The 13482-nt window shown below is 70.2% G+C and carries 17 protein-coding genes; 12 read left to right on the top strand and 5 right to left on the bottom strand.

What is annotated here, in order from left to right:
* Window positions 1–44 precede the first annotated feature (44 nt).
* The 3 genes from ACK4SE_RS05730 to ACK4SE_RS05720 all read right to left on the bottom strand — a co-directional run bounded on the left by ACK4SE_RS05730 (window position 45) and on the right by ACK4SE_RS05720 (window position 1446).
* Window positions 45–200, bottom strand: coding sequence for a type II toxin-antitoxin system HicA family toxin (locus ACK4SE_RS05730; protein WP_409689771.1), 156 nt, complete (start codon window positions 198–200; stop codon window positions 45–47).
* Window positions 201–298: 98 nt separating this feature from the next.
* Entirely contained in the window at window positions 299–523 is a 225-nt protein-coding gene (locus ACK4SE_RS05725; protein WP_409689769.1) for a DUF1902 domain-containing protein, read from the bottom strand.
* 17 nt (window positions 524–540) lie between these two features.
* Window positions 541–1446 (bottom strand): site-specific tyrosine recombinase XerD, encoded by a 906-nt coding sequence (locus ACK4SE_RS05720; RefSeq protein ID WP_409689766.1) that lies wholly within the window; start codon window positions 1444–1446, stop codon window positions 541–543.
* 57 nt (window positions 1447–1503) lie between these two features.
* Here ACK4SE_RS05720 and ACK4SE_RS05715 point away from each other — a divergent pair, with 57 nt between their 5' ends.
* The 3 genes from ACK4SE_RS05715 to ACK4SE_RS05705 are packed head-to-tail and all read left to right on the top strand — an operon-like array spanning window position 1504 to window position 3817.
* Window positions 1504–2070 (top strand): shikimate kinase, encoded by a 567-nt coding sequence (locus ACK4SE_RS05715; RefSeq protein WP_409689764.1) that lies wholly within the window; start codon window positions 1504–1506, stop codon window positions 2068–2070.
* Window positions 2067–3179, top strand: coding sequence for a 3-dehydroquinate synthase (aroB, locus tag ACK4SE_RS05710; protein ID WP_409689761.1), 1113 nt, complete (start codon window positions 2067–2069; stop codon window positions 3177–3179). The genes ACK4SE_RS05715 and aroB overlap by 4 nt, the downstream gene beginning before the upstream one ends.
* Window positions 3176–3817, top strand: a complete 642-nt coding sequence (locus tag ACK4SE_RS05705) for a class I SAM-dependent methyltransferase (protein ID WP_409690293.1) — start codon at window positions 3176–3178, stop codon at window positions 3815–3817. The genes aroB and ACK4SE_RS05705 overlap by 4 nt, the downstream gene beginning before the upstream one ends.
* Here ACK4SE_RS05705 and ACK4SE_RS05700 read toward each other — a convergent pair.
* Both ACK4SE_RS05700 and tadA read right to left on the bottom strand, forming a co-directional pair.
* Complete coding sequence (locus ACK4SE_RS05700) at window positions 3814–4224, bottom strand: MliC family protein (RefSeq protein WP_409689758.1); 411 nt, start codon at window positions 4222–4224, stop codon at window positions 3814–3816. The two genes, ACK4SE_RS05705 and ACK4SE_RS05700, sit on opposite strands and share 4 nt — an antisense overlap.
* A 31-nt stretch (window positions 4225–4255) precedes the next feature.
* Window positions 4256–4735, bottom strand: coding sequence for a tRNA adenosine(34) deaminase TadA (gene tadA, locus ACK4SE_RS05695; RefSeq protein ID WP_409690290.1), 480 nt, complete (start codon window positions 4733–4735; stop codon window positions 4256–4258).
* A gap of 12 nt (window positions 4736–4747) precedes the next feature.
* On the opposite strand from tadA, the gene ACK4SE_RS05690 reads away from it, so the two are divergent.
* The 9 genes from ACK4SE_RS05690 to ACK4SE_RS05650 all read left to right on the top strand — a co-directional run bounded on the left by ACK4SE_RS05690 (window position 4748) and on the right by ACK4SE_RS05650 (window position 13449).
* Window positions 4748–6229, top strand: a complete 1482-nt coding sequence (locus ACK4SE_RS05690; protein ID WP_409689756.1) for a pseudouridine synthase — start codon at window positions 4748–4750, stop codon at window positions 6227–6229.
* Between the two features lie 6 nt (window positions 6230–6235).
* Entirely contained in the window at window positions 6236–6808 is a 573-nt protein-coding gene (rsmD, locus tag ACK4SE_RS05685) for a 16S rRNA (guanine(966)-N(2))-methyltransferase RsmD (RefSeq protein WP_409689753.1), read from the top strand.
* Between the two features lie 18 nt (window positions 6809–6826).
* Window positions 6827–7852: a Kelch repeat-containing protein gene (locus ACK4SE_RS05680; RefSeq protein ID WP_409689750.1), complete on the top strand. Its 1026-nt coding sequence runs from the start codon at window positions 6827–6829 to the stop codon at window positions 7850–7852.
* Window positions 7853–7943: 91 nt separating this feature from the next.
* Complete coding sequence (locus ACK4SE_RS05675; protein ID WP_409689748.1) at window positions 7944–8663, top strand: SGNH/GDSL hydrolase family protein; 720 nt, start codon at window positions 7944–7946, stop codon at window positions 8661–8663.
* Between the two features lie 57 nt (window positions 8664–8720).
* Complete coding sequence (locus ACK4SE_RS05670) at window positions 8721–9812, top strand: ABC transporter ATP-binding protein (RefSeq protein WP_409689745.1); 1092 nt, start codon at window positions 8721–8723, stop codon at window positions 9810–9812.
* Window positions 9813–9881: 69 nt separating this feature from the next.
* Window positions 9882–11027 (top strand): aldose epimerase family protein, encoded by a 1146-nt coding sequence (locus tag ACK4SE_RS05665; RefSeq protein WP_409689742.1) that lies wholly within the window; start codon window positions 9882–9884, stop codon window positions 11025–11027.
* A 70-nt stretch (window positions 11028–11097) separates the two neighbouring features.
* A complete protein-coding gene (locus ACK4SE_RS05660; RefSeq protein WP_409689740.1) occupies window positions 11098–12333 on the top strand; it encodes an argininosuccinate synthase in 1236 nt (411 codons plus the stop codon).
* A gap of 65 nt (window positions 12334–12398) precedes the next feature.
* Window positions 12399–12866 carry a hypothetical protein gene (locus tag ACK4SE_RS05655; protein ID WP_409689738.1) on the top strand — a complete coding sequence of 156 codons (468 nt, stop codon included), beginning with the start codon at window positions 12399–12401 and terminating at the stop codon, window positions 12864–12866.
* Window positions 12867–12951: 85 nt separating this feature from the next.
* Entirely contained in the window at window positions 12952–13449 is a 498-nt protein-coding gene (locus ACK4SE_RS05650) for a hypothetical protein (protein ID WP_409689735.1), read from the top strand.
* Window positions 13450–13482 lie beyond the last annotated feature (33 nt).

The following is a 13482-nucleotide window of genomic DNA, read 5'->3' as shown; positions in this document are numbered from 1 at the left end:
GCGGCGGAACCTAGAGCCGTCAACGCGCGCGGGCAAGCACGGGTTCAGAAGGCCTTGGGCAAGCCAGCCTGCCTGAGAATGCTGTTCGCCGTATGGCGGCTCTTTGACCGGGGAACCAGCAGGGCGTGGGTCTGATCGGGGTGGCGCCACTTCTCATGGCTGCCCTTGCCGCCAGGAACGGGCCCCCCATCCGGCCTCACGGAGCAGACGGCTCAGTTCTGGGTAGAAGTCCTTCGGCATTTCGGCGCTCCGATCAGGGAGCCATCATCTACCGGCCATGCCGGGCGACAACGCACACTCAGGCGGCGACGACGTCAAAGCCGCCTTCCGCCTCGAAGCGGATCGGCACGGACCCTTGTACCCCCATGTTCTCGGACAGCAATTCGGGCGCGAAATGACGGGCCAAAGACTCAAACTCGGACAGGGTCGCGGTCTCGAGCACGAGGCCCGGAATGTTGGACTCGCTGCACCAGACGCCTGCCGCTGCGTCCCAGATCGCCTTGACGTAGAAGGACTGGGCCATGGCGGAAATATGCGCGCCTAATCTCCCTTCGCCAAGGGGTGCTTCGAGTTCATCACCTGGGTCAGGCGGTCGGTGGCCACGTGGGTGTAGATCTGGGTGGTGGCGATGTCGGCGTGGCCCAGCAGGGTCTGGACGATGCGCAGGTCGGCGCCGCCTTCCAGCAGATGGGTGGCGAAGGCGTGGCGCAGCACATGGGGGCTGACCCGCGCCGGGTCGATGCCGGCGTCCATGGCCGCCCGGTCCAGCAGCTGGGCGAAGCGGCGCGGGGTCAGATGGCCGCTCTTGCCGCTCGACGGAAACAGCCACGAACTGTCGACGCGCGCCTTGTCCGCGTCGCGCAAAACCAGCCACGCCTTCACCGCCGTGCGGGCGGCGTCGTTCAGGGGGGCCAGCCGCTCCTTGCCGCCCTTGCCGCGCACAATCAGATGCGTGGGATCGCGCCGGACGGCCTGGACCTTCAGGCCCAGCAGCTCCGACACCCGCAGGCCCGAGGCGTAGGCCAGCTCCATCAGGCAGATCAGGCGCACCCCCGCCGCGCCCTCCCGCGCCGAGGCGACGGTGATCAGGCGCTCGATCTCGTCGCGGCTCAGGGTCCTGGGCAGGGGGCGGCCCTGTCTGGGGGCGTCCAGGCGGCGGGACGGATCGTCCGCGCGCCAGCCCTCGGCCAGGGCGAAGCGGTAGAATTGGCGCACGGCGGAGCGACGCCGGGCCTGGGTGGCGGGCGACAGGCCGCGCCGCGACAGGTCCGCGAACCAGCCCTCGATGGCGGTCTCGTCGGCGGCCATCAGCCCGCCCGAGGCCGCGCCCTCGGCGTCGTTGAGGTCGCGGGCGTAAGCCGACAGGGTGTGGGGCGAGGCGTCCCGCTCCACACCCATCATCTCCAGAAAGGCCTCGATCTGCGGCGAGGAGGGCGAAACCGTCACGAAAGCCTCATCGACGGTTGGCGGCGAACAGCGGGTCGTGCAAGGGTTTCATCGATCATGACCGCCGTCCTCTCCGCTTCGGAACTGAAACGCCTGAACACGCGCACCATAGCCCTGGTCGGGCTGATGGGGGTGGGAAAATCCACCGTGGGCCGACGGCTGGCGGCGCGGCTGGGCATGAAATTCTGCGACGCCGACGACGAGATCGAGGAAGCGGCGGGCATGAGCGTGTCCGACATCTTCGCCACCCTGGGCGAGGCGGCGTTCCGCGACGGAGAGGCCCGGATCATGCGGCGCCTGCTGGAAGGCCGGCCCGTCGTGCTGGCCACCGGCGGCGGAGCCATGCTGAACGCCGACACCCGCGCGCACCTGAAGCGCAACGCCGTCACCGTCTGGCTGAAGGCGGAGCTGGGCATCGTGGCCCGGCGCGTGGCCAAGCGGGACACCCGGCCCCTGCTGCGCGGCAAGGATCCGGCCGAGATTCTCAAGACTCTGGCCGAGGCGCGCTATCCCATATACGCCGAGGCTGATCTCGTGGTGGAAACGGGCGGCGGCGCCCACGCCGAGGCGGTGGAGGCGATCATCAAGGCCCTGACGGACCACCAGGCGGAGACCGGCGCATGACGGCGGTGACGGTTTCGGGCGCCGGCTTCGCGCCCTATGACGTGCTGGTGGACTCCGGCCTGCTGGCCGACGCGTCGGCCGGCCCCGCGCGCATCGCCGCCCTGCTGAAGCAGCCCCGCGTCCTGATCGTGTCGGACGAGACGGTGGCGAGCCTGCACGCCCCGGCCCTTATCGCCGGGCTGAAGACGCACGGCGTCAACGCCGAACTGGCCACGGTTCCGGCGGGCGAGGCGTCCAAGTCGTTCGCGCATCTGGAGCAGGTGCTGGACCGCTGCACCGGGGCGGGGCTGGACCGCAAGGACATGATCGTGGCCCTGGGCGGCGGCGTGGTGGGCGACCTGGCCGGGCTGGCGGCGGCGCTCTACATGCGCGGGATCGACTTCATCCAGGTTCCAACGACCCTTCTGGCCCAGGTAGATTCCTCGGTGGGCGGCAAGACCGCCATCGACACCCCGCGCGGCAAGAATCTGGTGGGCGCCTTCCACCAGCCGCGTCTGGTGCTGGCCGATATCGATGTGCTGAAGACCCTGCCGGAGCGGCAACTTCGCTCGGGATGGGCCGAGGTGCTAAAACACGGCCTGATCTGCGACGCCGGGTTCTTCGACTGGCTGGGCGGAGCGGGCGCGGCGGGCGCCTCGGGCGATCCGGCCGCCCTGACCGAGGCGGTGGTGCGCTCGGTGCGGATCAAGGCGGCCGTGGTGGGCGAGGACGAAAAAGAGGCGGGTCGCCGCGCCCTGCTGAATCTGGGCCACACCTTCGGCCACGCGCTGGAGACGGCGCTGGGCTATGACGAGGTCCTGACCCACGGCGAGGCCGTAGCCTTGGGCTGCTGCATGGCGTTCCGGTTCTCGGCGCGGCTGGGCCTGTGCGACGAGCGCGACGCGCGGCGGGTCGAGGCCGTCACCGCCGCGGCGGGCCTGCCCGCCCGACTGGAGCAGGCGGGAGCCTTCGAGGCGGACCGCCTGATCGCCCTGATGGCCGGCGACAAGAAGGCCGAGGGCGGCGCCCTGACCTTCATTCTGGCCCGCGGCATAGGTCGGGCCGAGGTGGTCAAGGGCGTCGATCCGGCCGAGGTGCGCGCTTTCCTGATTGCCGAGGGCGCAACCTGAACCCCGCCTGCCCCCTGTGCGACGCGGCCAATGCGCCGTCCTTCGCCGACATCGGGGGCCTGCGCTATTTTCGCTGCGAAACCTGCGACCTGACGTTCCTCGATCCGGCGCAGCGTCCGTCTCCGGCGGACGAGCGCGCCGAATACGCCCTGCACCGGAACGACCCGGACGACCTCCGTTACCGCGCCTTCCTGCAGCAGGCGCTGGACCCGTTGCTGCCGCGCCTCAAAGCCGGGGCACAAGGGCTGGATTTCGGCTGCGGGCCGGGCCCGACCCTGTCGCTCATGCTGGCGGAGGCGGGACATCCCACAGCAGACTACGACCCGAATTTCCGGCCGGACCCCGCCGTCCTGACGCGGACCTGGGACTTCATCACCTGCACCGAGGTGGTCGAGCATCTGCACGAGCCCGGCGAGGTGTTCGCGCGACTGGACGCCATGCTCCAGCCCGGCGGCTTCCTGTCGCTCATGACCGAGCGCCTGACGCCGGAGCGGGACTTCGCCGGTTGGCGCTACCGCCGCCAGCCCAGCCATGTGGTGTTCTATTCGGACCAGACCATGGACTGGATCGCGCGGCGGTTCGGCTGGCGATCAAGCCTGCACGGCCCTCTGGTCGCCCTGTTCGAGAAGCCTCTCTAGTCCACGGCCCGGCAGGTGGTAGGCTCAAGGTTCTCGGCGGTCCAGGTGGCCATGGCCCCTTCGCCACGCAATTCATAACCGCTGGCGGTGTACCAGATGCCGTCGCTCGCCCGTTGCTGGCGCAGGTCCACGGCCTTGCCGCTGACCTGACGCACCGTGGCCATCTGGCGGGCATTGTCGAAGTCCACGCTGAGCCGTTCGCCGTTGTTGCACAGATAAACGGCGCGCACGGTGCGGGTCAGGATGCGTTCCTGAATCTCGGCGCCGGTGCGTCGCCGCGCGGTCTGGGCCTCAAGCGCGCGTTCCTGCACCTCTTCGCTGTCGGTGGGGGCTTCGCGGGGCTCGGGGCCACAGGCGGCCAGCGCCATGACGGACAGTGCGAGGGGAAAGATCAGGCGAGCGCGCACAGGGGCGACCTTTGCTGTTTCGGGCCGAACCTCAACGCGGCTCGGAGGACGCCTGTTCCGCCGCCGTGCGTCTCGGCTTGCGGCGCGGGGCGAAGAAACCCTTCAGAAGCGCGCTCGCCTCACCGGCCAGAACGCCGCCTTCGACCGCGGGGCGGGAATGGCAGGTGGCCTGGTCGAAGAATTTCGGGCCGTGGATCACCGCCCCGCCCTTGGGGTCGTCGGCGGCCCAGACCACCCGGCCGATGCGGGCGTGGCTGATGGCGCCGGCGCACATGGCGCAAGGCTCCAGCGTCACATAGAGGGTCAGGTCGGTCAGGCGATAGTTCTGCAGGCTTTCGGCCGCCTCGCGGATGGCGCGCACCTCGGCGTGGGCAGTGGGATCGTGCAGGGCGACGGGGCGGTTGGCGCCGGTTCCGATCACCTTGCCGGTGGTCTCATCGACGACAATTGCGCCCACGGGGACCTCTCCGGCCTCCGCTGCGGCTTGCGCTAGATCGAGCGCCGTGCGCATGAACCGCTCATCATGGTCCGCCATTTCAAAGACACCGACAAGACGCCCCGACCGGGCCAGGCCGAAAAGCGTTTCGGCGGCCCCGGCGGCAAGAAGAGCCCCCCTCATAGCGGGAAAAGGGACGACTCCAAGTCCTCGTTCTCGAAAGGACCGGGTCGACCGGGCGGCAAGCCGGGCGGCAAGGACGACCGGGACGCGCCCAAGGCGCCCCTGCGTCAGGAGCGCATCGCCAAGGTCATGGCCCGCGCCGGCATCGCCTCGCGCCGCGAGGTGGAGCGCCTGATCGGACTGGGCAAGGTGGCGGTCAATGGCCGGATCCTCGACACGCCCGCCACCCTCGTCACCCGCGACGACGTCATCACCGTGGACGGCAAGCCCATCGGCACCATCGCTGCCACCCGGGTCTGGCGCTACAACAAGCCGGTGGGTCTTCTGACCACCCACAACGATCCCGCCGGCCGGCCGACCGTGTTCGACGCCATGCCCGCAGGCCTGCCGCGGGTGATCTCGGTGGGGCGGCTGGACATCAACACCGAAGGCCTGCTGCTGCTGACCAACGACGGGGAGCTGGCCCGGGCGCTGGAGCTGCCCACGTCGTCCCTCGTCCGCCAGTACCGGGCCCGCGCCCGGGGCCGCGTGACCCAGGATCAGCTGGACAAGCTGAAGGACGGCGTCACCGTCGACGGCGAGCGCTACGGCCCGATCGAGGCGACCCTGGACAAGGTCAAGGAAAAGGCCGCCGACACCGACAGCCGGGCCCCGGCCAATCTGTGGATCAGCGTCTCCATCACCGAGGGCAAGAACCGCGAGGTCCGGAAGGTGCTGGAATCCGTCGGCCTGACGGTGAACCGGCTGATCCGGCTGGCCTATGGCCCGTTCCAGCTGGGCACGCTGGACACCGGGCACGTGGAGGAGGTCGGCCCCCGCGTGATCCGCGAGATGCTGGCCCAGTACATCCGCCCCGAGAACCTGCCCCAGGGCAATACGGTCGAGACCCCGGCGCCGGTCCCCGGCCGCCGCCCGTCGGGATCGGTGGTGCGCGGCAAGTCCGGCTCGCCCATGTCGGACCCGTCGCGCAAACCCAGCCGCACCCGCGCCGCCGAAGCGGCGGTCGAGGAGGCCGAGAAGCGTCCCGCCAAAAAGGAAGGCTGGGCCAAGGCCAAGCCGCGCAGCAGTCCCGGCGGCGACCGGCCCAAGCGTCCGTTCAAGCCCCGCGAGGAGCGGGCGGACGGCGAACGGCCCCGCCGCGACTTCAAGCCCCGTGACGACCGCGCCCCCCGCACCGCGGGCGACCGGCCCAAGCGCGACTTCAAGCCCCGCGACGCCGGCAAGCCCCGCGACGCCGGCGCGGACCGTCCGCGCGGCGCCAAGCCCGGCGCAAAACCGGGCGGACGTCCCTTCGCCCCGCGCTCTGGCGGTGACCGTCCCGGCGGCGACCGTCCGTCCGGGGGCGGCAAGCCCCGCGGTCCCGGCGGCCCGCGCGGACGCTCGTAAGTCTCCATGAGGATCGTCGCCGGACAGTTTCGGGGCCGGGCCATCGTCGCGCCGGAAGGGCAGGGCACGCGTCCCACCTCGGACCGCGCCCGTCAGGCCGTGTTCAATGTGATCGAGCATGCCTCGTGGGGTCGTAGTCTCGACGGCGCGCGGGTGATCGACCTGTTCGCCGGCTCGGGCGCCCTGGGGTTCGAGGCCCTGTCGCGCGGCGCGGCCTTCGCCCTGTTCGTGGAGACCGACGACGGGGCGCGCGGCGCCATCCGCGACAACATGGAGGCGTTCGGCCTGTTCGGGGTCTGCCGCGTCCACCGCCGCAGCGCCACGGATCTGGGCGTGCGCCCCGGCTCGGCCGGCGAGGCTTTCGACATCGCCTTCCTCGATCCGCCCTATGGTCAGGGCCTCGGCGAACAGGCGCTGGCCCGCCTGCTCGAGGGAAGCTGGCTGGGACCGGGCGCCCTCGTCATCCTCGAGCGTGGATCGGACGAGCCGGAGATCGACACCCCCGGCTACGAGCGCCTCGACGCCCGCGACTATGGCGCGGCGCGTGTGCTGTTCCTGAGAGTCGCGGGCGGCGCATAACCGGGCTAGGCTCGCGCCATGATCAACCGCCGCACCCTCATGACCGCCGCCGGGGCCGTGGCCCTCGCGCCCGCTTCCGCCCATGCCCAGCGGGGTCCGCACTGGGCCGCGCGTGCATCGATGCCGTGGGCGATTCAGGAAATCTACGCCGCCGCCTGGGGCGAACGGATCATCACGGCGGGCGGTCTGGCCATGACGCCTGACGGCTTCCACGTCAGCGACCGCACCGCAGTCTACGACAGACGCGAGGATGTGTGGGCGGAAGGCCCGCGCCTGCCCGAGGCGCGCCACCACCCCATGATCGTGGTCGCGGACGGCAAGCCCTGGGCGCTGGGCGGCTATCGCCGCAGCGACCAGGGCGACTGGACCTCCACCACCGACATCTGGGTGCTGGACGGGGACTGGACGGCCGCCGGGACCATGCCCGCGCCCCAGGCCGAGACCGTGGGGGTCGAGCACGACGGGCGGATACACCTGATCGGCGGCCGCGCGCCGCACGGCGCCGACAATGGCGGCTGGACCGATCAGGGCGACATCGCCGTGCACCGGGTGTTCGACCCCCGCGCGGCACGCTGGGAGGACGCTGCGCCCCTGCCCATGGCGCGGAACAGCGCCGCGGCCTGTGTGCTGGACGGCGCCATCTGGGTGGCGGGCGGGCGCACGGTCACGGGCGGCGGCACAGGCCGTCTGGATCGCTATGATCCGGTCGCGGATCGTTGGGACACCCTTGCGCCGATCCCGCCCTCGCCCGGTACGGGGCGGCAGGCAGGCGGCGGCCTGGCCATGGGCGCACTGGGCGGACGGCTGATTGCGTTCGGCGGGGAATGGTTCGGCGCAGACAACACCGCCCGCGAGGGCGGGGTGTTCGCCGAGACCTGGATCTATGATCCCGCGCAGGATGGCTGGTTCGAGGGGCCGCCCATGCGCACCCCCCGCCATGGTCTGGCGGCGGCGACCATCGGGCCGGAGATCTACGCCATCGGCGGCGGCGCGGTGGTCGGCGGCGGCCAGGCCAGCGCCGTGGTCGAGGCGTTCTCCATCTGACCGGCGCGAACCTGTCCGGCCTTGTTCGCGGCCACGCTTGGCGCTGAGCGGCGGCGGGGCTTCAATGGCGGCCTCAGTGAAAGGCCCTCCCATGCGTACTGTCCTCGCCCTCCTCCTGACCGCCGCCGCGACTCCGGCGATGGCCCTGTGTCCCGCCGACGCCGGTTTCCTGACCGTGAACCGCCCGCTGGAGACCGCCCGCGCCGCTGTGGGCGACGGGCGCCTGACCATCCTCGCCATGGGCTCGTCCAGCATCGAGGGCGTGGGGGCCTCGACGCCTGACCTGGGCTTTGTCCCGCTGCTCGAGCGCGGACTGGAAGCGCGACTGCCGGGGGTCGAGGTCACGGTCGTCAACCGCGGCGTCGGCGGGGAGAACGCAGGCGAGACGGCTGCCCGGTTCCCCGCCGAAATCGAGGCGACACAGCCGGATCTGATCCTGTGGCAGCTGGGCGCCAATGACGTGCTGCAGGACCGGACCGAGGACGTCTTCCTGATCGACTTTCGCGCCGGTCAGGAGCTGCTGTCCGGCAGAGGGGCGGACGTGATCGTGATCGACTCCCAGCGGGTTCCCGAGGACCGCGACCTGGACTTCATCCGGGGCCGCAATCCGGCGCTCGGCGCCTTTTCCGCCCTCACGGCGCTGGAGGCCGGGCGGGTCGGCTACGGGGTGTTCAACCGGTTCGAGACCATGACCGGCTGGACCGATCTGGACGACGGCGGCGTCGGGCCGGACGGGCTGCACCTGAACGACGCGGGCTATGCCTGCTGGGCCGAATTGACCGCCGAAAGCCTCGCTGGCGCCTTGCGTTGACCCCTTGATGTAAACGTTTACCCTGAACCCCGGAAACGCTCACGGACAAGAAAAACAATGGCGAATGTCACCCTCGAAGGGGTCAGGAAGAACTTCGGCGCCGCGGAGGTGATCCGGGGCGTGGACCTCACCATCGAGGACGGCGAGTTCGTGGTCTTCGTCGGCCCGTCGGGCTGCGGCAAGTCCACGCTCCTGCGGCTGATCGCGGGTCTGGAGGACCTCACCGGCGGCGACGTCCTGATCGGCGACCGCAATGTCAGCGGCGAGGCGCCGGCGGACCGCGGCATCGCCATGGTGTTTCAGTCCTACGCCCTCTATCCGCACATGACCGTGCGTCAGAACATGGGCTTCGGCCTCAAGCTGGCGAAGACCGACAAGGCCGAGGTGGACCGCCGGGTGAATGCGGCGGCCGAGGTGCTGAACATCACCGACCTGCTGGACCGCAAGCCCAAGCAACTGTCCGGCGGCCAGCGCCAGCGTGTCGCCATCGGCCGGGCCATCGTGCGCGAGCCCCAGGTCTTCCTGTTTGACGAACCCCTGTCCAACCTGGACGCGGCCCTGCGCGTGCGTATGCGCTACGAGTTCGCCCGCCTGCACGGCGAACTGAAGACCACCATGATCTATGTCACCCACGATCAGGTGGAGGCCATGACCCTGGCCGACCGCATCGTGGTGCTGTCGGCCGGACGTATCGAGCAGGTGGGCGCGCCCATGGCCCTGTACGAACACCCCGACAATCTGTTCGTGGCCGGCTTCATCGGCAGCCCGCGCATGAACTTCCTGACAGCCGAGGTGGTGGAGGCGTCCGCCGGCGGGGCCGTCGTCCGCACCGCCGGGGGCGATACGCTGAGCGTCGCTGTGGACGCCGGGCGCGCCACACCGGGCGAGGCCGTCACCCTGGGCGTGCGGCCCGAGCACCTGACCCTGACGGGCGGCGACAACGCCCTGACCGCCCGGGCCGATTTCGTCGAGACCCTCGGCCACGCCACCTACGCCTATCTGGCCCATGACGCGGCCGCAGACGGCGTCACCTGCCAGCTCCCGGGCGACGTGCGGCCCAGGGCGGGCGAGGCCCTGACCGTCCATGTGCCCCGCACCCAGGCCCATCTGTTCGACGCGGACGGCCGGGCGTTTCGCCGCACAGACTGAGCCCGGACCCTCGACACCGGTGTCACCCGACCTTTAGGCTTCCCCGAAAGACGACAGGGAAACGCCGCCATGACCATCAGCATCAGCCGACGAAGCCTCGCCGCGGGCCTCGCCGTCACCGGTCTGGCCGCCTGCGCGCCGATCGCCGCCCGCGCGGGCGGCGTCAGCGAAAGCCGGTTCGGCCAGATGCCCGACGGACGGCCGGTGAAGGCCTTCGACCTCATGGGGGCAAACGGCATGACGGCGCGGATCATCGAATACGGAGCCATCGTCGTCTCCCTGACCGCGCCCGACCGGAACGGCGTCATGGGCGACGTGGTGCTGGGTCTGGACACCCTCGAGGACTACATCGAACGCAACCGCAATTTCGGCACCATTGTCGGCCGCTACGCCGGACGCATCGCGGGGGGGCGGTTCCAGCTGGACGGACGGACGGTCCAGCTGGACACCGGCGGCGGAGCCCATTCCTCCCACGGCGGGCCGGACGGGTTCGCCAGACGCCTGTGGCGGGGCGAAGCGATCCATGACGATCTGGGGCCGGGCGTGCGCCTGACCCTGATCAGCCCGGACGGCGACCAGGGGTTTCCCGGCGAACTGACCACCGAGGTGATCTATCGCCTGACGCCGGGCGGCGCCCTGCGCATCGACATGACGGCGACAACGACCCGGCCCACGGTCATCAACCTGACCCACCATGGCTACTTCAACCTGACCGGCGACGGCTCGCGCCCGATCCTGGGCCATGAGCTGATGATGGCGGCCGACGCTTTCACCCCCTTCGACGCCGACAAGGTGGTGACGGGCGAGATCCGGCCCGTGGCGGGCACGCCCTTCGACTTCCGCCAGGCCAAACCCATCGGCCGGGACATCGACGCGGACGAGGAGCAGATCCGCATCGGCAACGGCTATGACCACAATTTCGTGGTGCGGGGCGCGCCGGGCGACTTCCGGCCGGCGTCATGGGCGCGTGATCCGTCCAGCGGCAGGGTCATGGAACTGCACACCACCGCGCCCGGGGTGCAATTCTTCACCGCCAACGGCATCCGCGACTGGCCCGCCAAGGGCGGGGTCGTCTATCAGCCGCGCACCGGCTTCTGCCTGGAGCCCCAGCACTATCAGGACAGCCCCAACCGGCCGGAGTTTCCCTCCACCGTCCTGCGTCCGGGGGAAACCTATCGCCAGCGGCATGAGTATCGGTTCAGCGTCGCGGACTGACGGCCCTTGCATGACGGGACCATTGGTTCTTTAAGCGCGGCCATCTCCCCGACTGTCTGGAACTGCCGCCATGTCCGCTGATCACGCGCCCAAGAAAGTCGTCCTCGCCTATTCCGGCGGCCTGGACACCTCCATCATCCTGAAGTGGCTGCAGACCGAATACGGCGCGGAGGTCATCACCTTCACCGCCGACCTGGGCCAGGGCGAGGAGCTGGCGCCGGCGCGCGAGAAGGCGCTGAAGATGGGCATCAAGCCCGAGAACATCTTCATCGACGACCTGCGCGAGGAGTTCGTGCGGGACTACGTCTTCCCCATGTTCCGGGCCAACGCGGTCTATGAGGGCCAGTACCTGCTGGGCACCTCCATCGCCCGGCCGCTGATCGCCAGGCGCCAGATCGAGATCGCCCGCCAGATGGGCGCCGACGCCGTCTGTCACGGCGCCACCGGCAAGGGCAACGACCAGGTCCGCTTCGAGCTGGGCTACTACGCCCTTGAGCCCGACATCCGCGTCATCGCCCCCTGGCGCGAGTGGGGGTTCAAGTCCCGCGAGGCCCTGCTGGAGTTCGCCGAGAAGCACCAGATCCCCATCGCCAAGGACAAGCGCGGCGAGGCCCCGTTCAGCGTCGACGCCAACCTTCTGCACTCCTCGTCCGAGGGCAAGGTGCTGGAGGATCCAGCGGTCGAGGCGCCCGAGTTCGTGCACCAGCGCACCCTGTCGCCCGAGGACGCCCCGGATGCGCCCACCGTCATCACCATCGGCTTCGAGAAGGGTGATGCGGTCTCGATCAATGGCGAGGCCATGAGCCCGGCGACCCTGCTGACCACCCTGAACCAGTACGGCCACGACAACGGCATCGGCCGGCTGGACCTGGTCGAGAACCGCTTTGTCGGCATGAAGTCGCGCGGGGTCTATGAGACGCCGGGCGGCGCGATCCTGCTGGCCGCGCACCGGGGCATCGAGTCCATCACCCTGGACGGCGGCGCCATGCACCTGAAGGACGAGCTGGCGGTCAAATACGCCCACCTGATCTACAACGGTTTCTGGTTCTCGCCCGAGCGCGAGATGCTCCAGGCCGCCATCGATCACAGCCAGACCAGGGTGTCCGGCACGGTGCGGGTCAAGCTGTACAAGGGCAACGCCACGGTCATCGGCCGCGAAAGCTCCAACAGCCTGTATGATCAGGAGCTGGTCACCTTCGAGGACGGGGCCGTGGCCTATGACCAGAAGGACGCGGCCGGCTTCATCAAGCTGAACGCCTTGCGCCTGCGCGTGCTGGCCAAGCGCGAAAACCGCGACCGGGACTGATCGGTCTTGGAGCCCGGCCGCCGGTGAGGCATTCTGACGGCCGATCCCGTTTCCGGAGCTCCGTCATGCTGACCCGCGTCCTTCCGGCCGCTGCCGCCGCACTCGTTCTGGCGGGCGCCGCCCACGCCCGGGACACCGCATCGCAAGCCGCGCCTGCGACACAGGAGGCCGCGCCCCTGGACGAAACCGCCCTTGAAGCCCGGGCGGGGCGGTTCGAGGCCCAGGTCGACCAGATGACCCTGGAGCTGCAGGCGGCGGGCGAGGCCGGCGGCGGCGACCGCACGGCCACCATGGCGTCGGTCGATGAAATCCTGGCGCGATACCAGCCCGAGTTCGAAGGCTTCGCCCGGGACTTCGACGCCTTCTTCGCGGCCCGGATCGCCGCCTCGGACGATGAGCAGGCGCGGGCCGAACTGACCGCCGCGCGCGACGCCGCCATTCCCGTGATCCTCGCCATTCCCGCGCAGATCCGGGCGGGCATCGAGGCCCAATTCGCCGCCGTCCCGCCGTCGGGCCGGGTCGAGGCGGAGTAGGGGGCTTCCCCGGACCTTACCGCGTTGTCACTTGCCCAAACGCGGTTTCGGGCGAACTCTGGACCGGTCGGACAGGGAGACCGCCATGCGCCGCTTCATCGCCATCGCCGCTGCTGCGGCTTTCGCCATCGCCGCTCCCGCCTTCGCCCAGGACGGTGAAACCCGCTCCATGGCCGGCGTCATCCCCGGATACGAACCCAGCGCCTTCGAGCAGGGTCTCGGGGACATGGAATCCCGCATGGCCGTCTTCGGCGCCAAGGTCGAGGCTTTGGGCGAGGACAACTCCCTGACCGAGGCGGAGCGCGAAACCCGCATGGCCGCGCTCTGGGCCGACTACGGCCCCGACGTGGTGGCGTTCACGGCGTCGGCGGCCGAAATGGGCCTCAACACCGCCGGAACCATGATCCAGACCATGAACATCGGGGCCATGGTCGAGGCCGCCCTGTCCCAGGCCGATGTGGCGGGGGCCATGGCTTCGGTGGAGGTTCAGGCCGCCCTGGCGGAGGCATTCGCCGAGATCGCTGCCGCCCACGCCGAGGCGCGCGCGGCAGCGTCTGCGGACACCGGTCACGACCACCCCTGATCAAGCTTGACGGTTGATCTGGTCAGGCGCAAA

The sequence above is a fragment of the Brevundimonas sp. genome, assembly GCF_046293315.1.
GTDB lineage: Bacteria > Pseudomonadota > Alphaproteobacteria > Caulobacterales > Caulobacteraceae > Brevundimonas.
The sequence above is the reverse complement of the archived record's forward strand: the minus strand, read 5'-3'. Positions and strand labels throughout refer to the sequence as shown.

Excerpts from the sequence above, each read along its gene's own strand:
- ACK4SE_RS05725 (WP_409689769.1), bottom strand. The coding sequence starts at position 523 with ATGGCCCAGTCCTTCTACGTCAAGGCGATCTGGGACGCAGCGGCAGGC.
- ACK4SE_RS05715 (WP_409689764.1), top strand. The coding sequence starts at position 1,504 with ATGACCGCCGTCCTCTCCGCTTCGGAACTGAAACGCCTGAACACGCGC.
- aroB (WP_409689761.1), top strand. The coding sequence starts at position 2,067 with ATGACGGCGGTGACGGTTTCGGGCGCCGGCTTCGCGCCCTATGACGTG.
- tadA (WP_409690290.1), bottom strand. The coding sequence starts at position 4,735 with ATGCGCACGGCGCTCGATCTAGCGCAAGCCGCAGCGGAGGCCGGAGAG.
- ACK4SE_RS05690 (WP_409689756.1), top strand. The coding sequence starts at position 4,748 with ATGGTCCGCCATTTCAAAGACACCGACAAGACGCCCCGACCGGGCCAG.
- rsmD (WP_409689753.1), top strand. The coding sequence starts at position 6,236 with ATGAGGATCGTCGCCGGACAGTTTCGGGGCCGGGCCATCGTCGCGCCG.
- ACK4SE_RS05680 (WP_409689750.1), top strand. The coding sequence starts at position 6,827 with ATGATCAACCGCCGCACCCTCATGACCGCCGCCGGGGCCGTGGCCCTC.
- ACK4SE_RS05675 (WP_409689748.1), top strand. The coding sequence starts at position 7,944 with ATGCGTACTGTCCTCGCCCTCCTCCTGACCGCCGCCGCGACTCCGGCG.
- ACK4SE_RS05670 (WP_409689745.1), top strand. The coding sequence starts at position 8,721 with ATGGCGAATGTCACCCTCGAAGGGGTCAGGAAGAACTTCGGCGCCGCG.
- ACK4SE_RS05665 (WP_409689742.1), top strand. The coding sequence starts at position 9,882 with ATGACCATCAGCATCAGCCGACGAAGCCTCGCCGCGGGCCTCGCCGTC.
- ACK4SE_RS05660 (WP_409689740.1), top strand. The coding sequence starts at position 11,098 with ATGTCCGCTGATCACGCGCCCAAGAAAGTCGTCCTCGCCTATTCCGGC.
- ACK4SE_RS05655 (WP_409689738.1), top strand. The coding sequence starts at position 12,399 with ATGCTGACCCGCGTCCTTCCGGCCGCTGCCGCCGCACTCGTTCTGGCG.
- ACK4SE_RS05650 (WP_409689735.1), top strand. The coding sequence starts at position 12,952 with ATGCGCCGCTTCATCGCCATCGCCGCTGCTGCGGCTTTCGCCATCGCC.